The 20,065-nt window shown below is 70.5% G+C and carries 21 protein-coding genes and 1 pseudogene; 10 read left to right on the forward strand and 12 right to left on the reverse strand.

What is annotated here, in order from left to right; genetic code table 11:
* The first annotated feature begins 92 nt into the window (after positions 1-92).
* Both AB0I71_RS14105 and AB0I71_RS14110 read left to right on the forward strand, forming a co-directional pair.
* Entirely contained in the window at positions 93-1,550 is a 1,458-nt protein-coding gene (locus AB0I71_RS14105; RefSeq protein WP_357584438.1) for an amidohydrolase family protein, read from the forward strand.
* 31 nt (positions 1,551-1,581) lie between these two features.
* Positions 1,582-2,397, forward strand: coding sequence for an IclR family transcriptional regulator C-terminal domain-containing protein (locus AB0I71_RS14110; protein WP_357584441.1), 816 nt, complete (start codon positions 1,582-1,584; stop codon positions 2,395-2,397).
* Positions 2,398-2,474: 77 nt separating this feature from the next.
* On the opposite strand, the gene AB0I71_RS14115 is transcribed toward AB0I71_RS14110, so the two are convergent.
* The 3 genes from AB0I71_RS14115 to AB0I71_RS14125 form a co-directional block, all read right to left on the reverse strand.
* The gene (locus AB0I71_RS14115) at positions 2,475-3,479 is read right to left on the reverse strand and encodes a MerR family transcriptional regulator (RefSeq protein ID WP_357584443.1); all 1,005 of its coding nucleotides are present in this window, start codon (positions 3,477-3,479) and stop codon (positions 2,475-2,477) included.
* Between the two features lie 6 nt (positions 3,480-3,485).
* Positions 3,486-4,154, reverse strand: a complete 669-nt coding sequence (locus tag AB0I71_RS14120) for a HEAT repeat domain-containing protein (RefSeq protein WP_357584445.1) — start codon at positions 4,152-4,154, stop codon at positions 3,486-3,488.
* A gap of 238 nt (positions 4,155-4,392) precedes the next feature.
* On the reverse strand, positions 4,393-6,840 hold the full coding sequence (locus AB0I71_RS14125) for a M14 family metallopeptidase (protein ID WP_357584447.1): 2,448 nt from the start codon (positions 6,838-6,840) through the stop codon (positions 4,393-4,395).
* 328 nt (positions 6,841-7,168) lie between these two features.
* On the opposite strand from AB0I71_RS14125, the gene AB0I71_RS14130 reads away from it, so the two are divergent.
* The 3 genes from AB0I71_RS14130 (at position 7,169) to AB0I71_RS14140 (ending at position 9,317) form a co-directional block, all read left to right on the forward strand.
* Positions 7,169-7,495 (forward strand): hypothetical protein, encoded by a 327-nt coding sequence (locus AB0I71_RS14130; RefSeq protein WP_357584449.1) that lies wholly within the window; start codon positions 7,169-7,171, stop codon positions 7,493-7,495.
* A gap of 56 nt (positions 7,496-7,551) precedes the next feature.
* Positions 7,552-8,031 carry a hypothetical protein gene (locus AB0I71_RS14135; RefSeq protein WP_357584451.1) on the forward strand — a complete coding sequence of 160 codons (480 nt, stop codon included), beginning with the start codon at positions 7,552-7,554 and terminating at the stop codon, positions 8,029-8,031.
* An 83-nt stretch (positions 8,032-8,114) separates the two neighbouring features.
* Positions 8,115-9,317 (forward strand): MFS transporter, encoded by a 1,203-nt coding sequence (locus AB0I71_RS14140; protein ID WP_357584453.1) that lies wholly within the window; start codon positions 8,115-8,117, stop codon positions 9,315-9,317.
* A 19-nt stretch (positions 9,318-9,336) separates the two neighbouring features.
* On the opposite strand, the gene AB0I71_RS14145 is transcribed toward AB0I71_RS14140, so the two are convergent.
* From AB0I71_RS14145 to AB0I71_RS14160, 4 genes and pseudogenes are all read right to left on the reverse strand, one after another.
* Positions 9,337-9,873, reverse strand: coding sequence for a hypothetical protein (locus AB0I71_RS14145; protein WP_357584455.1), 537 nt, complete (start codon positions 9,871-9,873; stop codon positions 9,337-9,339).
* 111 nt (positions 9,874-9,984) lie between these two features.
* Complete coding sequence (locus tag AB0I71_RS14150; protein WP_357584457.1) at positions 9,985-10,806, reverse strand: aminoglycoside phosphotransferase family protein; 822 nt, start codon at positions 10,804-10,806, stop codon at positions 9,985-9,987.
* 155 nt (positions 10,807-10,961) lie between these two features.
* Complete coding sequence (locus tag AB0I71_RS14155) at positions 10,962-11,297, reverse strand: VOC family protein (RefSeq protein ID WP_357584710.1); 336 nt, start codon at positions 11,295-11,297, stop codon at positions 10,962-10,964.
* Between the two features lie 75 nt (positions 11,298-11,372).
* Positions 11,373-11,540, reverse strand: a pseudogene (locus tag AB0I71_RS14160) (cell division protein DivIVA); the annotation flags it as partial.
* Between the two features lie 397 nt (positions 11,541-11,937).
* Here AB0I71_RS14160 and AB0I71_RS14165 point away from each other — a divergent pair.
* Entirely contained in the window at positions 11,938-12,651 is a 714-nt protein-coding gene (locus tag AB0I71_RS14165) for an alpha/beta hydrolase (protein ID WP_357584459.1), read from the forward strand.
* Positions 12,652-12,740: 89 nt separating this feature from the next.
* On the opposite strand, the gene AB0I71_RS14170 is transcribed toward AB0I71_RS14165, so the two are convergent.
* Positions 12,741-13,196, reverse strand: a complete 456-nt coding sequence (locus AB0I71_RS14170; protein WP_357584461.1) for a nuclear transport factor 2 family protein — start codon at positions 13,194-13,196, stop codon at positions 12,741-12,743.
* Positions 13,197-13,210: 14 nt separating this feature from the next.
* On the opposite strand from AB0I71_RS14170, the gene AB0I71_RS14175 reads away from it, so the two are divergent.
* The gene (locus tag AB0I71_RS14175) at positions 13,211-13,978 is read left to right on the forward strand and encodes a helix-turn-helix transcriptional regulator (protein WP_357584463.1); all 768 of its coding nucleotides are present in this window, start codon (positions 13,211-13,213) and stop codon (positions 13,976-13,978) included.
* On the opposite strand, the gene AB0I71_RS14180 is transcribed toward AB0I71_RS14175, so the two are convergent.
* Positions 13,963-14,880, reverse strand: coding sequence for an alpha/beta fold hydrolase (locus tag AB0I71_RS14180; RefSeq protein ID WP_357584464.1), 918 nt, complete (start codon positions 14,878-14,880; stop codon positions 13,963-13,965). The two genes, AB0I71_RS14175 and AB0I71_RS14180, sit on opposite strands and share 16 nt — an antisense overlap.
* 60 nt (positions 14,881-14,940) lie before the next feature.
* Here AB0I71_RS14180 and AB0I71_RS14185 point away from each other — a divergent pair, with 60 nt between their 5' ends.
* Positions 14,941-15,501, forward strand: a complete 561-nt coding sequence (locus AB0I71_RS14185) for a helix-turn-helix domain-containing protein (RefSeq protein ID WP_357584466.1) — start codon at positions 14,941-14,943, stop codon at positions 15,499-15,501.
* A 130-nt stretch (positions 15,502-15,631) separates the two neighbouring features.
* Here AB0I71_RS14185 and AB0I71_RS14190 read toward each other — a convergent pair whose 3' ends face one another.
* Positions 15,632-16,492: an NAD(P)-binding domain-containing protein gene (locus tag AB0I71_RS14190; protein WP_357584468.1), complete on the reverse strand. Its 861-nt coding sequence runs from the start codon at positions 16,490-16,492 to the stop codon at positions 15,632-15,634.
* Positions 16,493-16,598: 106 nt separating this feature from the next.
* Here AB0I71_RS14190 and AB0I71_RS14195 point away from each other — a divergent pair, with 106 nt between their 5' ends.
* Positions 16,599-17,360, forward strand: coding sequence for an arginase family protein (locus AB0I71_RS14195; RefSeq protein WP_357584470.1), 762 nt, complete (start codon positions 16,599-16,601; stop codon positions 17,358-17,360).
* 44 nt (positions 17,361-17,404) lie between these two features.
* Here the strand turns inward: AB0I71_RS14195 and AB0I71_RS14200 are convergent, their stop codons facing one another.
* Positions 17,405-18,148, reverse strand: coding sequence for an SDR family oxidoreductase (locus AB0I71_RS14200; protein WP_357584472.1), 744 nt, complete (start codon positions 18,146-18,148; stop codon positions 17,405-17,407).
* A gap of 90 nt (positions 18,149-18,238) precedes the next feature.
* The gene (locus tag AB0I71_RS14205) at positions 18,239-19,198 is read right to left on the reverse strand and encodes a diacylglycerol kinase family protein (RefSeq protein WP_357584474.1); all 960 of its coding nucleotides are present in this window, start codon (positions 19,196-19,198) and stop codon (positions 18,239-18,241) included.
* Between the two features lie 278 nt (positions 19,199-19,476).
* Here AB0I71_RS14205 and AB0I71_RS14210 point away from each other — a divergent pair, with 278 nt between their 5' ends.
* Complete coding sequence (locus tag AB0I71_RS14210) at positions 19,477-20,019, forward strand: hypothetical protein (RefSeq protein ID WP_357584476.1); 543 nt, start codon at positions 19,477-19,479, stop codon at positions 20,017-20,019.
* Positions 20,020-20,065: the final 46 nt, after the last annotated feature.

Raw genomic sequence — 20,065 nt, forward strand, 5'->3', positions numbered from 1 at the left:
CGCTCACACTTGCGCCCATCGCAGGTCCGCCCGCAGTACGGACAGGTGTCCGCGAGATCGGCCGGACCGACCACCGCTGGGAGTTGACCGCCATGAGCGCACCCGTATCAGGCCCGAGTCCCGACCGTCCCCTGCTGTTCCGCAATGGCCTTGTCCTGACCATGGACGACACGCATCGCATCCTGCCCGGCACCGACGTCCTGGTCGTCGGCGAACGGATCGCCGACATCGGCGTCGGGCTGGCCGCCCCCGACGGCGCCATCGAGATCGACGCGTCCGGTGGCATCCTCATGCCCGGAATGATCGACACCCACCGGCACATGTGGCAGACCGCGATGCGCGGCTACGGTGCCGACTGGACACTGACCCAGTACTTCGTCTGGTACTACCTGGAGTCCGGCAAGCTGTTCCGCCCCGAGGACATCTACGCCGGCAACCTGCTCGCCGCCATCGAGGCCATCGACGCCGGTGTCACCACCACCGTCGACTGGTCGCACGGCCTGCAGAGCACCGACCATGCCGACGCCGCCGTCGACGCCCTGCGGGAGGTGCCCGGCCGATTCGTCCTCGCGTACGGCAACATCCAGCAGGGACCGTGGGAATGGTCGACAAGCCCGCAGTTCCGCGACTTCGTCGAGCGTCGCTTCCACAGCCGCGACGACATGCTCGGCCTGCAACTGGCCTTCGACGTCACAGGCGACCCGGCCTTCCCCGAGCGGGCCGCGTTCGAGGTGGCCCGGGAACTGGACCTGCCGGTCACCACGCACGCCGGGGTGTGGGGCGCGACAAACGACGACGGCATCCGGCTGATGCACGAGAACGGCTTCATGACCCCGTCCACGGTGTACGTACACGCCGCCACGCTCACCAACGACTCGTACCACCGCATCGCCGCGACCGGCGGCTCGGTGTCGGTGTCGACGGAGAGCGAGCAGAGCGCGGGCCAGGGCTACCCGCCCACCTGGGCGCTGTGCCACCACGACATCCCGGTGTCGTTGTCGATGGACACCAGCGTCTGGTGGAGCGGTGACCTGTTCTCCGCGATGCGGACCACGCTCGGCGCCGACCGCTCGCGCGAGCACCTGGAGGCCCATGCCCGAGCCGACACGGTCACCCACTGCCGGCTGCGCGCCGAGCAGGTGGTCGACTGGGCCACCCGGGGCGGTAGCCGCGCCCTCGGCCTGGACGACTCGGTGGGCAGCGTGGCGACGGGCAGGAAGGCCGACCTCGTACTGATCAAGAACGACAGCTCGCCGGTGATGTTCCCGATCCTCAACCCGTACGGCCACGTCGCGTTCCAGGCCCAGCGCGGCGACGTGCACACGGTCGTGGTCAACGGCCGGTTGGTCAAGCAGGACCACCAGCTGCTCGGGGTGGACCTGGCCAAGGCCCGCCGGCACGTCGAGCAGACCATCGACCACCTGGTCGGCGAGATGGGTGCCGAGGCGTGGGCCAAGGGCATGAACCCCGACATCCCGGAGACGAAGATCCAGGAGAACCCGTACACCTACACCGAGTGGGACGCCGGCTCGGCGCAGTGGAAGCATTGACCGGCACGTGACCCTCGGAAGGCAGGCAGTGATGGCACGCGACGCCCGACCCGACTTCATCGAAGCCCTTGCTCGTGGCCTCGACGTCCTGCGCTGCTTCCAGCCCGGTCGACAGGTGATGACGCTCAGCGAGATCGCCGGTTCGACCGGGCTGGCCCGGCCGACCGTCCGCCGGATCCTGCTCACCCTGGAGGACCTCGGTTACGTACGCTCCGCCGAACGCGGCTTCGCCCTCACCCCTCGGGTGCTCGAACTCGGCATGACGTACATCAACGCGCTTGGCGTGTGGGAGGTCGCCCGCCCACACATGCAACGCCTCGTCGCCCAGACCAACGAGTCGACGTCGATGGCGCAGCTCGACGGGAGCGACATCGTCTACGTGACAAGGGTCGCCGTGCCGAAGATCATCACGTTGGCGGTGACCATCGGCACCCGCTTCCCCGCCCCCGCCACCTCGATGGGCAAGGTGCTGCTCGCCGCCCTGACCGACGAGGAACTCGACCGGGTGCTCAGCATGCCCGGCCGGTCCGGCATCATCTCACGCTGGCAGCCCGACCGGGCCGCTCTCGACGCGTCGCTGCGCGAGGTGCGGGCCCGGGGCTGGGCCCTCGCGGACGAGGATCTCGCGCCGGGCATCCGGTCGGTCGCCACCGGCGTCCGCGACGGTCAGGGTCGGGTGGTGGCCGCCATCAACGTCACAGTGCACGCGGCCGAGACGTCGGTACGCACCCTCACCGAGGAGCACCTGCCGCGCCTGCTCTGCACCGCCGCCGACATCAGCCGGGACTGGGCACTGCTCGACGCCGTACCCAACGCGCTCCAGGACGCGACACTCCAGACGCGCTGATGCTCCGCCAGCCGGTCGACAGGTGAGTGGTGGCGGCGCTGTCGAGCTGACTGCACAGACGGATCGGGCCGGCTCCGCTATCGCCCGTCGCGCAGCGTGCGGATGTAGGTCGCGGTGAGCGCGACCGCGCGGTCCTCGTCCTGGGACAGCTCGGCGAGCGCGGCCGCGGCCGTACGCCCCGGGATCTCCGCTAGTGCCTGCGTCAGCCGGCGGCGTTCAGGCGGCCCGACGCTGCCGTCGGTGAGCCGCTCGACGAGCCGGGCGGCGATCTGATCCGCCACCGCGGGCTCACCAGCCAGCAGGGCCAGGACATCGGCCGCATCGGCCTCGTTCGTCTCCACGACGACCATCTCGATGAGCGTCGGAATCGCCTCGGCCACGCCACGCGCCCCGAGCGCGAGCGCCGCGTACCTGCGGACGACGAAGTCGGGGTGGGCGAGAGCATCGCGCAACAGCGCGGTCGCGTCGCCGTTCGGGATCTCGGCGATGGCCTGGACGGCGCGTTTGCGTACCTCGGCCACGGGCGAGTCGAGGCCCGCCGCCAGCAGCGCCGGCGCGCCGTCGGCCGCTTGCGCCAGCGCCCAGCGAAGCGCGCCGGCGACATTCGGATCCGACTCGCTCAACGCCGCCTCGACAAGTGCTTCCACCGGCACCGGAACCTCTCCGGTCGAGGAGAGGGCGGCGCGCTGGCGCCGCCCGGCGTGCTCCGATCCGAGGGCCTGGAGCAGGGCCACGATCTGGAGGACGTCCGTCCAGTCGGCGGGCTGCGCGGCACCGATCCGACGCAGCCGGGTGAGCAGTTCGGTCTCCGCCGCGATCCGCTCCCGGGTCTGGCGAACCAGGTCAGCCACGAGCTGTGCGGGGGTGAAGCCGGGATCGTCGAGCGCCCGGCGGACCTCCCGCAGCGACAACCCCAACGACCGCAGGCTCTCGATGTGGAAGATCCGCCGGATGTCGTCGCTGGAGTACTCCCGGTAGCCGGCGCCGGTACGCTGCGTCGGCTCCACCAGGCCGAGCGACTCGTAGTGCCTGAGCATCCGGGCACTGACCCCCGACTGCCGTGCCACGTCACCGATCAACACGGCCGCTCACCGCTTTCGCTCCGTCTCGCCGAGCGCCACCACGCGCTTCGCCTCCTCGATCGCGAACTCGAATCCGGTGTCCGGATCACGCAGCAGACGTTGCGTCGCGATCGCGTGCTGACGCACGCCAGGGTCGGGATCCCGTACCGCGGCCCGCAGGATCGGCGTGCTCACCTCGCCGAGCGCGACGAACGCCCGACTGAGGCTCAACTGCGTCTCCCGCCCACCGCGCCCGAGCTGGCTCGCGAGCACGTCGGCCAGCGCCGGCTCGTCACCGGCGGGCACGAGTACCACCGCCGCCCGCCAGGCGCTGCGGGCCACCTCGTCGTCGGCGTCGGTCAGCAGCGCCCGGGTGATCGCCGGCCACGCCCGCCGATCCCCGAACTTGGACAGCGTGTGCAGCGCCTGGCTTCGTGCCTGGGCGCGCCCGGAGCGCAGCTGGTCGACGAGTCCGGGGACCGTCAGTGCGGCCGGATGACGGGTGAGTGCCCAGGTGAGCATCTCGCGCACGGAGAACTCGGGCTCGACGGCGCACCGTTCGATGAGCTTGTCGACGAACCGGGGGTCCGGAGTCGTACCGACGGCCAGCGCCGCCCGCAGCCGCACCGACGGGTTGCCGCTCTCCAGCCCACGCAGAATCCGCACCGCGTCCGTGGCCTCCTGTGGCGTGTTCATCCGGACCACCTCCCTCGGCACAGTGAAGACCTTGTCACTCTGTCAAGGTCAAGCCTTCCGCGCCGCCAACACAGGGAGAAGGTGGCGGCCGGGCCGAGAGGCGGCCGGCTGACGGCATCGACGGTTCAGCTCGACAGCGTCCGAGCAGGTCTGCCGAGGGCCGGGCCCGGAGGCCGGCACCCGTACGCGAGCGGAGGGGCCGCAACCGCTCGACGGCGGTCGCGGCCCCCGGACCCGGTCAGCGTTTCGGCGCCTTGACCTTCTGCTTGTTGTGGTTGTTGCCCCGGCCGTCGGGCTTGTAGTTCTTCTCCACGTTGCCGGCCGCGTCCACCGAGAACCAGTGCACTGTCGTACCGACGGGAATGGTGAGCGTCTCGCCGCCCTCCCGGATGCCGGCCGAGCCGTAGAGCGTGGAGTCGTAGGTGGGTCGGCTCCGGTCGAGGGTGTAGAACACCGCCGCCGGTTCGCTCGTGGAGAAGGTCACGTCCACCATGCCCGGGGTGGCGCTGGCCCGCACCGACAGCGAACTTGTCGGCCTCTTCTTGTCCGTGTCGAAGTCCCGGGCGACCCGCAGCATCTCCACCAGGCCGTTGGAGAACTCCATCGTCTCCGCGTGCGCCTCGGCCCAGGCCGGCTGGAACGAGGACCCGACCTCGAAGTTCCAGGCGTAGATGCCGTACTTGTACCAGAGCATGTCACCGGAGTTGCCGGCCGCCGAGTACAGCACGTCGGCGATCGGTCCGGTCCGGGCCGGGGTGACAGCCAGGTTGCGGTGCCGCTTGATGGCGGTCAGGATCCGCGACGACGCGCCCCAGAACAGCGACTCCTCGGCCAGCGTCGGTCGTGGTGCGGAGATCCGGCCGGGGGTGGCGTACGCGCCGGGCGACCACATGAAGTAGTTGCCGGACGAGTGCAGGTTCATCGAGAAGGTGATGTTCGGCCGGGCGGCCAGCCAGTCGACGTTGCGGTTCTCCGGCTCGGACAGCTCGCTCGGGCCGGCGTACGTGCCGCTGGTGCAGCTTGTCGACGCGCCCGCGTAGCCGTCGAACAGGCTGTACTCGGTGTAGTTGCGGTTGTTGTCCACGCCCCACGAGTTGCGGCCGAGGAAGTCCGCCGACCCGTCCTGCGGGCAGTGGTTTGTCATGTTCTTGCGCTGCGAGTTGAAGTCGTAGAACGAGTAGTGCCCGCCGTCCGGGTTGATCGACGGAGCGATCCAGATGTCGAGGTTGTCGACAAGTTCACGGGTCCTGCGGTCGTGCGCGTAGTTGCGCAGCAGCCGCTCGGCGGTCTCGATCGTGACGAGCGGCGGCACCCACTCCCGGGCGTGTTCCTGCGCGTACGCGAGCACCCCGAGCTTGGAGCCGTCGCGGTGCTTGCCGATGCGGATGGCGTACACCGGGTGCGGGTCGCGGGAGACCGACGCCGGCGCCGCCAGGCCGTCGGAGAGCGCGGTCCGCGCGGCCGGCGCGACCACCCCGGTGCCCGGGCTGCCCCGATAGGTGTACGCGGTGAGCAGCGTCCCCGCGTGCGTGTTGAGCGCGGCGACGACCTGCTCGGCGGTGCTGGTGACGGTGCCGCTGCCGTCGGTGGCGAGGTCGACGCGGACGTGGGTGCCGGTGACGGTCACCGCGAGGGAGGCGTCGGCGACGCCCGGATCGGCGAGTTCGACGGAGATGTCGTTGCCGCCCTGGTGACCCCAGGCCAACGAGTCGACAGCGACCCGGTTGGCGTCGACGGTGCCGAGGACGGCCTGCGCCTTGCGCCGGTAGCCGTTGGTCCGGTACGGCAGCTCCACGATCTCCGAGATCTTCGGGTACTGGGCGGCCAGCGCCTTGATCCGGTCGTACAACTCGGTCGGGGTCAGGTAGCTCGCCACAAAGTCCTTCATGTAGCCCGGCCCTTCGGGGCTCTGGTCCGGGATGGGCAGCCACTCGTTGACCTTGGCCACCGCCACGTCACCGCTCGGACTGGTGATCCGCACGTACGCCGGACGGCTGGTCACCTGCGCCGCGCCCCGGTGGTAGAGGTAGACGCCGGCGTCCACGAAACGGGAGATCGTCTGGCTGCCGCCGGAGCCGATCTCGGTGCCCGGCCCGCTGTCCCGCTCGACGGTCAACGGGCTGCTGTCGGTCTGGCCCGACGCCCACTTGGCCTCCACCGACAGCACCTGCGTGTCTCCGGAGGTGTAGTAGTCCGCCCGGATGATTGTGACGTCGGAGACGGTGGAGCGGGCCGAGAAGTCGGCTGCGGCGGCGTACTCCCGGTTCTCGGCCAGGTGGGCGGCGATGGTGGCCTCCCGCTCGGCCACCCGCTGCGCCGCGTCCTCCGCCGTGTGCAGGACCTTGCCGAAGGTGAAACCGGCCCGGGTCAGCGTGGCGACCTCGTTGCCGGTCACCACCGCGTGCACGACGATGCCGTCGTCGGTGTGGGTGACGTGGTGGTCGAGGTCGACGCCGGTGGCGACCAGGGCGTCCAGTTCGGTGCTGTCGGCGAGGATCACCTCGACCACGCTGGCCTGCTCGTCGGCGAGCCGGCCGAGGTCGGCGGGCGCGGCGGTCGGCGCGGCGGCCTGCGGCACGATCGCCGCAGCCGGATTGACCAGCAGCAACACGGCCGCGAAGGCGGCCAGGACGGTGGCGGCGGGCAGCTGGGGTCGCCAGCGGAAACCCGTACGGACCTTGGACATGAGGCGGTCGCCCCTCTTCTCGGCGCGCGGCGCGGATGCAGCGGGTTCAGCGCGGGTTCGCCGGGCTGCCCGGCCTCCGGGACAGCCACGGCGACGCGCTCGGCGGTCGACGCTGCCCGCATCGCCGATTACGCAGCGTCGCGCATCCGGGTGGTTGGAGTGATCGAGATGCCGACATCCTTCGCCCGCAGATAGGGATCTGTCAATCGCCGGCGGCCCCGCACCCGGTGACCGCGCCCACCTCGCCCGACCGTCCCCGATCTCGTGTTTGACCTGCGTGCAGACTGGAGATCAAGAGCCTGAGGCTCGACTACGAGGGGGATCACGCATGTCTGAGAACGCCATCGATCGGCACAGCCATACCGCCGACCGTCCCGCTGAGGTCACCGACCCGCTACTGTGGCGGCTCGCCCTGGACGTCGCCGACGCGCACGCACCGGGCGAGGACGGTGGCTGCACCCACCTGCTCTGCTCCGGCCAGGGCTGGCCCTGCGAGCCGTGGCAGCAGGCCCAGCGGGCACTGAACCTCGCCCAGGGTGGCGCGGCCGACCGGGCGTCCGCCCCCACCGCCCAGCAGGAAGGCACCTGGGCTGCCCCGACGGCCCGGCCGACCTGGTCGACGGACCGCTCCCGTCACGAGTCCGCCGCCGCCTGAGTGAGCGGCCAGGTGGGCTGACCAACGGATCAGCGCTGTCAATGTAGCGTTGACAGGTGCTCGAACCGCTCGATCGACTCGCCGACATCCCGGCCGCCCGGGACCGGCTTGACGACACCGAACTCGATCTCATCGACCGGGCCCGGCAGGCCGGTGCGACCTGGAACCAGGTCGCCGAAGCCCTCGGGCTGGGCAGTCGGCAGGCCGCCGAACAGCGCCGCCAGCGGCTGGCCGTCGCGCGTGCGGCTCGCCGGTCCGACTCCGACAGACGCTGGCCAGCCGAGGTCGGGGCGCTGCGTGCCCAGCTCACCGAGCTGCGCCGTTGGACCGACGCCGACCGCCGCTGGGACGCTCGCTTCCCCCGGGCCGCGCTGACCCGCCGTACCATCGCCCTCGCCCTGGAGGCCGAGCCGGGCGCGCTGTTCGACCTGGCCGCGCGGATCCGCGCCGACCTACCGGTCGCCGATCCCGGCCTGCCGGTCCCGGTACGCGACGTCGCCCGTAACCTCGCGATCGCGCTGTCAACCAGGCGTTGACAACGGCGTACGCATATTGCCTCGATGCGACTCAACGCCGGAGGCTGTGAACCACCTTGACTGCTCAACACCCGGGGTGGCTCGTGCGGCGAAACGCGATCCTGTTCGTGGCGGTGTCCCTGTTGTCCGGTCTCGGCGGCAGCGCCATGGCCCTGGTCGCCGGGATCTGGATTCTCGACCTCACCGGTTCCCCCGGTCTGGCCGCGCTCGCCGGCCTCTGCGGATACGCCCCCACCCTCGCCGGCCCGTGGCTCGGCGCCATCGTCGACAGGTTGCCCCGCCGCCCGCTGGTCATCGCGGCCAACCTGACCGTCGCCGCGGTCCTGCCCAGTCTGCTGGCGGTCCGTGGCCCCGGCCAGGTGTGGCTGCTGTTCTGCGTGGCCACGGTCTACGGCATCGCGTACGTCCTGGTCGACGCGGGCGAGAGCGCGCTGCTGCCGGCCGCCCTGTCGGGTGTCCACCTCGGACAGGTGAACGGGTGGCGCTCCAGCGCCCAGGAAGGCGTCAAGCTGGTCGCCCCGCTGGCCGGCGCCGGCCTGTACACCTGGCAGGGTGGCCAGCTGGTCGCCCTGCTCGCCGCCGTCCTACCGGCCCTCGCCGCAGCCGGCTACGCGGCGCTGCGCCTGACCCGTACGCCGCAGCCGGTCGCGCCCCCTGACCGGGGAGTCCGGGTCGGGCTGACCGTCCTGTTCGGCGCGGTGTCGATTCGGCGGCCGGTGATGCTCGCCGCGGTCGCCATCGGCATGTCCGGTTTCACCACCGCCGCCGGCTACGCCGTCGTCACCGACACGCTCGCCCTACCGGCGACGTTCCTGGGTGTACTACTCAGCGCCCAGGGTGCCGGCTCGGTCGCCGGTGGACTGGTGGTCGGCCGGATGATCGCCCGGTTCGGCCCGACGGCGGTGGCCGTGGCCGGTGCCGGACTCTTCGCCATCAGCTGCCTGGGCAGATGCCTGCCCTGGTGGCCAGCGGTCGTCGCCGCGTCGGTGGTGACCGGTCTGGGGTTGCCGTGGGCGCTCGTCGCGGCCGTCACCGCCGTCCAGACCCACAGCCCCGACGCGCTGCTCGGCCGGATCGCCGCCACCGCCAACACGGTCATGTTCGGGCCGATCGCGGCGACGACTCCGCTCGGCTCCGCCGCCGTACAGCTCGGCGCCCGGCCACCGCTCGTTCTCGCCGCCGCCGTCTGCCTCACCGCCTGCGCGCTGACCTGGCGACGTCGGCGCGACCGGACGCCGTCGCACCCCTCCCCCGTGTCAGCCGGTCGTCCCAGGCTCACACCCTGAGCCGGGACGCCGGACGGAGTCAGTGCGAGAAGGGCTCCAGGCACCCGAATTCGGCAGCCGAGCCGGTGACCTCGACCATGACTCGGTCGGGCCGTACGTCCCCGATCACACAGCCCACGTCCGCGAAGCGCACCGCGTACACGGCACCCGGTGGGGGTGTGTCCTGGTGGATCGGCGTTCGCATGGCGGTGACCTCGACCGCCTCTGCCGTGATGCCCAGGTCGAGCAGCACTCGCTGGGTGGACGCCGGCGCGAAGTCCCCGGCCGCACGTAGTGCCTCAAGCTTGGGCCGGATCCGCGCGGCGAGCTTCTGCCCGGTGCGCTGGTCCGCGGCGGAGAGTTCGTGCCGTCGCTTCCAGCCGTTGTTGTCGGCGTGGTTGGGGGGTGCGTCCGCCTGCGGGGCGGCCGGCTCCGCCACTGCGCTGGGCGACGCCGACGTGCTGGTAGGTGCCGCCTGCACGTCGTCGCCCCCGGTGCCCGGGGCCGCGCAGCCGAGCAACAGCGCGGCGAGCGCGGCAGCAGCCACCGACCATCTGGTCTTCCCTACCCGCATCATCGACCCCCGTCGTTTCGAATCCGAGGATCGGATTGTATGAGGCCCGGCCACCGATCTCCCGGTCGCGCCGCACCGGATGCCCGCAGATGGCCGATGACAGTGCTTCGTGACTTACCGTGCCGTCGCCTTCCGGAGTTCGCTCAGCCACTGGATGCCGAGCCGGTGGCCGTCGGGGAACTGGTCGTCGCGATCCCAGCGCCACGTGGTGATCATCGCCAGCACGAGGGTCCGGCAATCTCGGAGCAGGTGGTGATCGACGTCCGGGTAAAGGTCTCCCACCTCGTCGGGTGCGTGGGCCAGGTCGAACTCGATCGGCCCCCGACAGCACGTCTCGAAATCGATGAAGAGCAGGCCGACCGGGGTCGACAGGAGGTTGCCCGGGTGAGGTTCGCCGTGCAGGAGCTGTTCGGGCCGGCCGCTGTCGCCTACCGCTCGGCGCAGGCGGTCCAACGTGCCGGCGAGAAGGATCCGGTCCGCGTCGGCCAGCTTCGGCGTCCGGTCATGATCGGCCACGAGCGCCTGAGCATCGGAAACCCGGTCCGTGAAGTGCGGGGTGGGCAGGTCGACCCGGCGCATTCCCGCGTGCAGACGTTCAAGCGCACTGGCGTACTCCTCGGGTGGGATCGCCTGAGTGGTCACCGGTTCGTAGTAGGTCCACAGGGTGACCACGTAGTCGTCCCGGACGAGGACCTCGGGGGCTTCCAGCGCGGCCACCGGGCTCCCGACCTCTGACAGTCGCTTGGCGATATCCACTTCCAGCTGGGCGCACTGGTGCGCCACCGGTGTCACCTGGGCCAGCACATTGCAAGGCTGCAGACGCAGCGTGAGCTTGTTCGAGTTGTGCAGGACGATGGCGTCGTCGGCGGTCAGACCGAGCGACAGAGCGCTGGACATGGCTGCCCGTGTTGCCCGTTGGGCCGCGTACGCCTGCATCGGAGCACCGTAGCTCGGCGTTCCCGGTGCAGCAGCCGCATTTCGGTCTCCCCGGGGTCCGCGGGCCATGTCGTGCGGGGCGCTTCAGTTTGGCGCTGATCGAGTCGTCCGCGCTGCTCGGTGGGGGTGAGTGCGAGGGCCGATGTGCGCCGCCGTCAGCCGTAGTACTGCACCAGGCAGAACTCGTGGTCCTCCGGGTCGGTCATGACGACGACCACACCTTCCTCGTAGTCGTGCCGCTCACCGGTGGACCGGCCGCCGAGATTGACGACCGCCGTCATGGCCTCGTCGATGTCGTCAACGGAGACGTCAAGGTGAATGCGTACCTTGCCTGTCTGACGCTCGGACACTGGCTGAAACACCAGCCGTGGCTGCGGTTCACCCCGCTCGCCCAGGTAGACCCAGCCCTCCGGCGACGAGCCGGGCGCGCGGCCGAGCAGGGCGCTCCAGAATCGGGCCACCCGCTCGGGGTCCAGGCAGTCGATCGTCACACCGGACCAGGCGTTCGGCGAAGCGGCCCGGGTGGGCGGTACCGGAGACGGATCCCGGCGGTTGCCGGTGGTCCTGGCCGCTTGTTGGTGGGCTCGGTTGAGGATCGCCTCGGCCTCCCGTCGGGCGGCGGTCACAATCGCCTCGCTCTCGCGCCGCGCCTCGGCGCGGTGGTCGTTCGCCTGTTCCTCGGCGAGTTTGAGGATCTGTTCCACCCTGGTGCCCAGGCCGCCGAGACCTGGCCGCGGCCGGTTCCGCCGTCGTGGGGCAGCGGCAGTTGTATCTGTACTCGTCGCGTCGTCTGCCACCCCGGCGTCCTCGTCGCGGTCCGCCGGGCCGTCCCCGACGAGATCGGGTGTCCTCCTGCCAACCAGGAGAAGCGCGACACCGAGCACGGCGATCGCGACGCCGGACCAGAGCGCGGCCGCACCGAGGGACGGACCGATTGCCACGCCGATGCCGAGCCCGACAAGGACGGCGGCAGTCGTGACCGGCTTGCGCATCGGTTCTCCTCTGGATGGTCCGTCGGCATACGGCTTCAGCATGACCAGCACGTCAACCCGGCTCGTCCCCGCTCCTGCCGCGGGGCCGATTGTCGATCGGGGTGACGGTCGCCCGGCGCGGTCCGTGGATGATGGACGTGTGAAGCCCGCGGTCGTCCTCCTGCACAGCCTGTTGCTGGGGCCCCTGACCTGGGCTCCGGTGGCGGCCAGGCTGAGGGCACTGGGCACGGCCACGGTGGTGCCGTCGTTGATCCAGGTGGCCGACGCCGACGACCCGCCGTTCTGGCCCAGGATCTGCACCACCGTCAGAGACAGCGTCTCCCACCTGCCGCAGGACCAGCCGATCGTGCTGGTTGCCCACAGCAACGCTGGCCTTCTGGTGCCAACTGTCGTACGGGCGGCCGGCCGTCCGGTCGCGGGATGCTTGTTCGTCGATGCCAGCCTGCCCTCGCGTTGCGGGGCGACGCCTGCCGCGTCACCCGAGCGGCTGGCCCACCTGCGGTCGATCGCAGCGGAGGGTCGGTTGCCGCAATGGACGACGTGGTGGGAAGAAGACATCGTCGCGCCGCTGTTTCCCGATTCCGGGACCAGAGCACTTGTCTCGGCCGAGCAGCCCCGGCTTCCGGTGAGCTACTACGAGCAGCAACTCCCGGTGCCTCCGGGCTGGGACCACCGGCCCTGCGCGTACCTGCTGTTCGGACCGCCGTACGACCGTGAGGCGCAGGAGTCACGGACCCGGGGCTGGAGCGTCGCGGAGGTTCCCGGCGGACACCTCCACCAACTCGTCGACCCTGACGCGGTGACCGCTCACCTCGGCACCATCACCGCAGGTTGGCAGTCACCAGCCGGATAAGCCGGGCGTGAGCGGATATCCGATCATGGCAGGGACGCGGGCCTGGCCAGGCGGTCGGCGAGGTGCGCACGCAGGGGGCTTGCCCACGGTCAGCGCTGCACAGGTGCCCACCACACCAGATTCGCGGCGACCTGGGCGACCGGCTCGATGATCTCCCACCCCTCGGCGATCAGCCCATCGTCGATCCGCCAGATGTCGACTACCGCAATCTCCGGCCCGGTGTCCGGAAGCCAGCGCCGTGAGTGCACCACGACGTGATCGCCCTCGGCCAGCACCTGATCTATCTCGACCTGCATGCCGGCGAGCGGCACCAGCGCGGCGCGGACGGCGGCGATCCATTCCCCTTTGGTCGATGTGATGGAACCCGGCCGGTGGTGGACGAAGTCGTCACTCAGCGACCGGGCGAGCGCGTCAACGTCACCTGTCTCGATCAGCCCCGCCAGCGCCCGTTGGACGATGTTCTTGTTCTCCGTGGTCATGGACGCAGTGTTTCCGCGTCCGCGTCGCTTGTCGATGACATCGGATTTCATGGCGTCCGGCTCCACGATGGGTACGCTTCATGATCGTGCACACGGTCGGGGAACTTCTGCGGCAGTGGCGACACCGCCGGGGACTCAGCCAGTTGGATCTTGCTATTGCCGCGGACGTCTCGGCCCGTCACGTCAGCCTGGTCGAGACGGGTCGATCCAAGCCGAGCGCTGACATGATCCTCCGGCTCGCCGCCCCGCTCCACGTGCCGCTACGTGATCGCAACCGGCTCCTGCTCGCCGGCGGCTTCGCACCCCGGTACACCGAGCGTCCCCTCGACGACGATGCGCTGTCGGCCGTCCAGGACGCGATCCGCAGGGTGCTTCGCGCGCACGAGCCGTACCCGGCTGTGGTCTTCGACCGCCGGTGGAACATCGTGATGACGAATCGCGCTGTCGACCCGTTCTTCGCACAGGTGGCTCCCGACCTGCTGCGGCCACCGGTCAACCTGGTGCGGCTGGGACTGGACCCGCGCGGGCTCGCTCGCCTGGTCGTCAACCTGGCCGACGTACGCGCGGTGTTCCGCACGCGGATCTCACGCCAGCTCGCCACGGCCCCCGACCCCGAACTCACCGCACTCTACGAGGAACTCCTGGCACCCGAGCCCGCCGACGCGTCGGGCCAACGGGTCGACACCGACGTCGTGATCCCGATGATCCTCAGCGTCGGCGGACAAGAGCTGCGGCTGTTCTCCACAATCACCACATTCGGTACCCCGATGGACATCACAATCGACGAGGTCGCGATCGAGTCCTACTATCCGGCAGACGCGGAGAGCGCCGCCTACTTCACGAAGTAGCCGAGACGGGTCCGGGCCCACGCCAGAATGCGTTCGGTCACCCAGTCGTCCATCGGCCTGCTGACCTGCCCTCGGTACCGCCACAGTCCCGGCGGTCCGTGGTCGCGGCGTAGCAGGTGGGTGAGGTCGGTCGGCACTTCACCGTCGAACGGCCCGGTCACGAGGCGGCCGATGCGCGCGACGTCGGAGGGGTCGACCTGGACGTCCTTGCCGCCGGTGATCGCCAGCACCGGTCTGTCGATGGCGGCCAGGTCCGGGCCCGGGTCGTGGGCCAGGTATTCACGTAGCCATTGATCGGTGAGGCGCGAGCGGGGCATGCGGTCGTGCCGGTCGGCGGTGGACCGGCGGATCCGGTCGCGCTCGCGGGCCTGACGGCGCACCAGTACCGGGCCCAACGGCCGCAGTGGCCGTGGCAGCGTGGCCGCGATCCGGGCGCTCTGCCAGGCCATCACCTTGTCGCCGGGCTGTGCGGCACCTGCGAGCAGCACATATCCGGCGGGCGGTGGAACGGTCCGTACGAGGGTGGCCGCCACCACCGCGCCGGTCGAGTGCCCGACGACGAAGACCCGCTCCGGGTCAACCGCGGGGTGGGCGCGCAGCGCGGCGAGGGCGGCAGCGGCGTCGCGGCACTCGTCGTGGAAGCCGGTGCTCAGGTAGTCACCCTGCGAGGCACCCACGCCCCGCTTGTCGTAGCGCAGAACGGCGCAGCCGTCGTGGGTCAGGGCCACCGCGAGTGCCCGGCCCAGCCCCAACGCCATCCCGGGCATGGCGGAGTCGCGGTCGAGCGGCCCGGATCCGTTGATGAGCAGCGCGCAGGGGCGCCGGCCGTCCACGTTGGGCCGGGTGAGCGTGCCGGCCAGCAGCGCTCCCGCAGCCCTGATCTCGACAGTGTGCTCCCGCAACGACCCACCCTTTATTCTCAATGTTGAGAAGCATTGATGCTGAAGCTAACATTCTTACTTGTGAGAATCAATGCCGAGCCGGCTGGAGCCAGCGCCGGAATCGTGGAGACCGTGCTGCATCCGGGCCGGTTGCGCATCGTGCACGCACTGATGGATCGCGAGCTGACCGCACGCCAGCTCAGCGCCGAACTCAGCGATATCCCTCAGGCGTCGCTCTACCGACACGTCGGACGCCTGGTCGACGCGGGAGTGCTCCGGGTGGCCCGCGAGGAGCGGGTGCGTGGCGGCACGCAGCGCACGTACACGGTGGTGGAGTCCGCGGTCACCCTCGGCCCCCGCGACTTCGACGCCGCCACTCCCGGCGACCACCAGCGCTACTTCGCCGCGTTCGTGGGCGCGCTGGTCGCCGGGTTCGAGCAGTACCTGCGGACCACCGGCGCCGCCCCCACCCGCGACGGCGTGGTGTACCAGCAGGTTCCGGTCTGGATCACTCCTGCCGAGTCGCGCCAGCTCGCCGCCGCGATCACCGATCTCGTACGACCCCTGCGGACGCGGACGGCGGGTCGGCGACGGCGCCGGACGACGTTCGCGATGGTCCTGCACCCCGACCCGACGACGTAGCGGGCACCCGCTGATGTCGCACGCCGGGCCTGCCCGTGGTCGGGATGCCCGGGGACGACGCGCGCGGAAGGCGTGACGCCCAGGAACTGGTTTCCCGGGGGCGCCGTGAGCGCGTGCCGGTAGACGGTCGCTACCCGACCGTTGCGGTCAAGCCCTCGCCGCCGCGGCCGTCCGCGATGAGCGCTTCGACTCGTGCCGCCACCTCCGCCAATCCGCCATCGCCGAGACGTCGGTCGGCCCGCAGCGCGATGAGATGACGGACGACTGTCAGATGTTCAGTGAGGTCTGCGGGGCCTGGCGGGTAGGTGGCCCGCTGCATCTCCGAGACGGTGGCGGGAACCGCCGCAACGACGTGGCCGAGTTGAGTACTCGCCGTGCGGGAGAACTCCACCACGTCGACACCAGCCGCCCGGGCCGTTTCCAGGGCTCGTAGCAGGCCGAGTTGGGCGTCGTACCAGACGCCGAACAGGGCGAGATCCCACACCGCAGCAGCTTCCGGCGCTTCACCGACAAAGCGTGGCGTGCTCAGCAGATCGAGGGTCCTGCGGTGCTGCTCGAAGGCGTACGGAGATCCGCTGTACAGGATGGTCGCGGTATCGGTGCCGATCATCTCGGGCGAGGCCTGGATCCCCGCGTCGAGGTAATGCGCGCCTCCGCTGGTTACCCGCCGGGCCGCTACCCGCGCCTCACTGGCGGTCCCCGTGTACATCCCGACAACCGTACGCCCGGACAGGTCCATGTCGATCTGGGCAAGGCACTGCTCGACCGCTGCGAAGTCCTTGAGGGTCAGGAAGACGAGGGAGCTTGCTGACACAGCCTCCCGAACGGACCGAGTGGGTAGCGCCCCGGCCGCCACCAGGTCGGTTGCCCGACCTTCGGTGCGGTTCCACACCGTGACATCGTGCCCGCCTCCCAGTAGCCGATGTGTCACCGCGCTACCGATGGCTCCGGTGCCGATGACCGCGACTGCCGATTTCTCGATTCCAACCATGGCACGATCATCAGACCTCAACCTCGCTTGAGGTCAACCGGACGACATCGCCGGGGGCCGCCTCCCGGCGATGCACATGGACCGTGGAACGTGGATAGGGTGAGGCGTGACGACAATCCTGGTGCCCTACCACCAAGATGAGCGACTGCTGGACGATGAGATCCCGGTGTCGGCGGACATCACCGTTCGGTCGCAGGTGCTCGACGGTGATGCCTGGCGGCGCGTGGCGGGGGTGTGTGCCGCTACCGCGAGGGCGGTGTCGCCGGTGGTGGCGGCCGGCGGCGTACCGGTGGTGCTCTCCGGCGACTGTCTGGTTGCCGGCGGCACCGTCGCCGGGGTGCAGGGAGCGGGAGTGGACCCGGCGGTTGTCTGGTTCGACGCCCATGGTGACGTGCACACCTTGCAGACGAGCACGTCGGGCTATCTGGGAGGTCTTTCGCTGCGCCTGCTGAACGGCGCGCATCCCGACAGGTACGCCGACGTGATCGGGTTGCGGCCGGTGCCGGCGGAGCGCACGGTGCTGGTCGACGCCCGGGACCTGGATCCGGCCGAGGTCGAGTATCTGGCCGTCAGCCCGACCCGCCGGATCCCGGTCTCCGAGGTTGCCGCGGACACCGTGCCGGCCGGGCCGCTCGTCCTGCACATCGACGTGGACGTCATCGACTCGGGCGAGGTGCCCGGTCTCCGTTACCCGGTGCCGAACGGACCGCCGGCGGACGCTGTTCTGGCCGCCTGCGCGCGACTGTTCGCGACTGACCGCGTGGTGGCGTTCGACGTGGCATGCCCGTGGTTGCGGACCGATGACGAGGGCCAGCGGGACATCCGTACCCGGCTGTTGTCCCGGCTGACGGCTCTCGCCACCCGCTGAGCCGTAACACAGCCACTGTGGACACGACGGCGGTGAGCCGGGGTTCAGATGGTGAAGCCGCCGTCGACGTTGATCGTCGCCCCGGTGATGTAGCGCCCGTCCGGGCTGGCGAGGAATGCCACCGTGGCAGCCACGTCGGCGGGGTCCGCGTAGTGGCCGAGGGCGGTGAACCCGTTTATCGTCTCGGCGTTGGGGCCGTCGGCCGGGTTCAGTTCGGTGTCCGTGGCCCCTGGGTTCACCAGATTGACGGTGATCGCCCGGCCGCCGAGTTCGCGTCCGAGTGCCTTGGTCAGTCCGATCAGGGCGGTCTTGCTCATCGCGTACAGCGAGAAGCCCGGAAAGACTGCTCGCTCGGCCGTGTTGCTACCGATGTTGATGATCCGCCCACCGGCCGACATGTGGCGCACCGCAGCCTGGGAGGCGACGAACGGCGCCCGTACGTTGACCGCGACGGTCTGTTCGAACTCGTCCAGGCTCAGGTGCTCCAGCGGGCCGAGCAGGAACGCGCCGGCGTTGTTGACCAGGATGTCCAACCGACCCCATTCGTCGGCGACCCGGTCGACCGCGCCGACCACGGCCGCCGCGTCGGCGCTGTCCGCCCGCACGGCGACAGCCCGCCGTCCCGCGGTCTTGATCTGATCCACCATGTCGTCGGCGCGTCGCTGATTCCGCTGAAACGTCAGCGCCACATCGGCGCCCTCCTCGGCCAGACGCAGCGCCACCGCCGCGCCAATCCCACGACTACCGCCGGTGACCAGAGCCACCTTGCCGTCAAGTGCGTTGTTCATGACGCAAGCCTGGTCGACCGAGGGTCAACTGTCCGGCGGTGATCGGACGCCGCGTTCGCGGCGGACCGGTGCTCCGGCCGCGTCACCCCTTCACCGCGATGCGGACGCTTCCTCGGCGTCAGGTTCGGGGCAGCAGACGGTCAGGGCGGCGGGCACGGCCCGTACCTTCAGCTTCCGTGCTGTGCTGCGGGCGCCGCCGTCCAGCTCGTAGGTCTTCGGCTCGGCGAAGCGGACCTTGACCTTGCGGCCGCGGGTGATCCGCACGAACTTCGAATCGTCGGAACGGCCGGTGGCCATCTTGCCGAGGGTGCGGGCCCAGTCGACGGCCCCGCTGGCGGTGGAGACGCCGATCTCCAGCGCGCCGCTGTCGGGGCGGGCGTCGTCGAAGGCGGGGATCCCGCCGGTGATGGTGCCGACGTTGCCGAACAGCACGCAACTGGCCGCACCGTCGAACCAGGTGGCACCGTCGACGGTGATCCGGGTCCGGGTCAGCTCGCCACGCACGTGGCGCAGCCCGGTCCACACGTAGGCGAGCCGGCCGAGGCGGCCCTTCATCTCCCGGTCCGCCTCGCGGATGAGGTCACCGTCGAAGCCGGCACCGGCCATCACCGCGAAGTGCTCACCGTTGAGCTTGCCCAGGTCGAGACGGCGACGCCGGCCGTGCAGACCGATCCGCACCGCCTCCCGCAGGTCCTCGGGAATGCCCAGGTTGGTGGCGAACAGGTTGGCGGTGCCGGCCGGCAGGATCGCCATCGGGATCCGGGTGCCCGCCAGGGTGTCGGCGCAGCGTTGGACCATGCCGTCGCCGCCCCAGACGAAGACCAGCTCGGCACCCTTGTCGAGCGCCTTGCGGACCTTCTTCGGCGCCTTGCGGCTCTTGGGCACCTCGTACCAGAGCAGGTGCTCGACGCCCGCGCCGACCAGGACCGCCCGCAGTTCGTCCAGGCCACCACCGAGGTTCTTCTTCCGGTGGGCCACCACCGCGACGGTGCCCACCGTCACGGCCGGGGCCTGCGGGCTGTCCGGGTCCACCACCACACTCGTGCTCATGACTGCGGTGTTACCCAGCCACCGCGCGCTTGACGCGCGGTGCACGACGGCTGCTCTCGGTGGGCACCTGATGATCGACAAAGCATCGCGACGGCGTTGCCAGGACAGGCATGATCGACCAGGATCCGACAGACCGGTCGCCCGCGCTGCACCTGTCCCCGGACGTTCGCGGGCAGCCCCTCAGCCGACATCGAACGGAGCCCGAACACGTGGGAATCTTCGGCCGGAAACGCAAGCCGCCTCCCGCACCATTTCCAGGACCTCCACCACCACCCACCGTGGCACCGGGAGACCTGGAGACCGCGCGCGGGGTGGTCCGGACCTTCCTCTCGGCTCTGGGTGACGACGAGCTCATGCAGCAGGCCGCGCAGGCGGTGGTTCATGCCGGCGGCGGCGTCCCCGACCTGGAGACGCTTATGCGCAACGCCCGTCTGGTCCACCAGACCGGGGATCTCGGGATCGATCGGCCGTGGCACTGGCTGACAGTCGTCGCCACCGAGGCACAGCGACTGGAAGACCGGCAGCTGGTCGCCGAAATCGCGTACTTCGTCTTCGTCTGGGATGTCCGACTCCGCGGCCGGATCAGCTCGGGCGAGCTGGGCTCGATGCTTCAGCCTCCACCGCACGACGCCGTCCGGGACGTCTACTCGACGGCGCTGGCCGCCCTCGCCGAGGTCGATCCCGAACAGCTCGTCACTGACCGGACCGGCGCTGTCACGGTCACCTCGCTGCGGACCGCCCTCGCCAACATCGTCCTCGATGCGGATCCGCCGTATCCCGGCGAGGTCTCGACGCAGGCACGCCGCCTCCTCGACGGCTGAGCCGGCGCCGACCGCCACGACGCGGCTCGCCCCGGCCGGTGCGACG

This window comes from Micromonospora sp. NPDC049891 (assembly GCF_040660295.1).
In the GTDB taxonomy this organism is placed as follows: domain Bacteria; phylum Actinomycetota; class Actinomycetes; order Mycobacteriales; family Micromonosporaceae; genus Micromonospora.

Excerpts from the sequence above, each read along its gene's own strand:
- AB0I71_RS14200 (WP_357584472.1), bottom strand. The coding sequence starts at position 18,148 with ATGAACAACGCACTTGACGGCAAGGTGGCTCTGGTCACCGGCGGTAGT.
- AB0I71_RS14130 (WP_357584449.1), top strand. The coding sequence starts at position 7,169 with ATGTCTGAGAACGCCATCGATCGGCACAGCCATACCGCCGACCGTCCC.
- AB0I71_RS14175 (WP_357584463.1), top strand. The coding sequence starts at position 13,211 with ATGATCGTGCACACGGTCGGGGAACTTCTGCGGCAGTGGCGACACCGC.
- AB0I71_RS14120 (WP_357584445.1), bottom strand. The coding sequence starts at position 4,154 with ATGAACACGCCACAGGAGGCCACGGACGCGGTGCGGATTCTGCGTGGG.
- AB0I71_RS14150 (WP_357584457.1), bottom strand. The coding sequence starts at position 10,806 with ATGCAGGCGTACGCGGCCCAACGGGCAACACGGGCAGCCATGTCCAGC.
- AB0I71_RS14105 (WP_357584438.1), top strand. The coding sequence starts at position 93 with ATGAGCGCACCCGTATCAGGCCCGAGTCCCGACCGTCCCCTGCTGTTC.
- AB0I71_RS14205 (WP_357584474.1), bottom strand. The coding sequence starts at position 19,198 with ATGAGCACGAGTGTGGTGGTGGACCCGGACAGCCCGCAGGCCCCGGCC.
- AB0I71_RS14125 (WP_357584447.1), bottom strand. The coding sequence starts at position 6,840 with ATGTCCAAGGTCCGTACGGGTTTCCGCTGGCGACCCCAGCTGCCCGCC.
- AB0I71_RS14145 (WP_357584455.1), bottom strand. The coding sequence starts at position 9,873 with ATGATGCGGGTAGGGAAGACCAGATGGTCGGTGGCTGCTGCCGCGCTC.
- AB0I71_RS14110 (WP_357584441.1), top strand. The coding sequence starts at position 1,582 with ATGGCACGCGACGCCCGACCCGACTTCATCGAAGCCCTTGCTCGTGGC.
- AB0I71_RS14190 (WP_357584468.1), bottom strand. The coding sequence starts at position 16,492 with ATGGTTGGAATCGAGAAATCGGCAGTCGCGGTCATCGGCACCGGAGCC.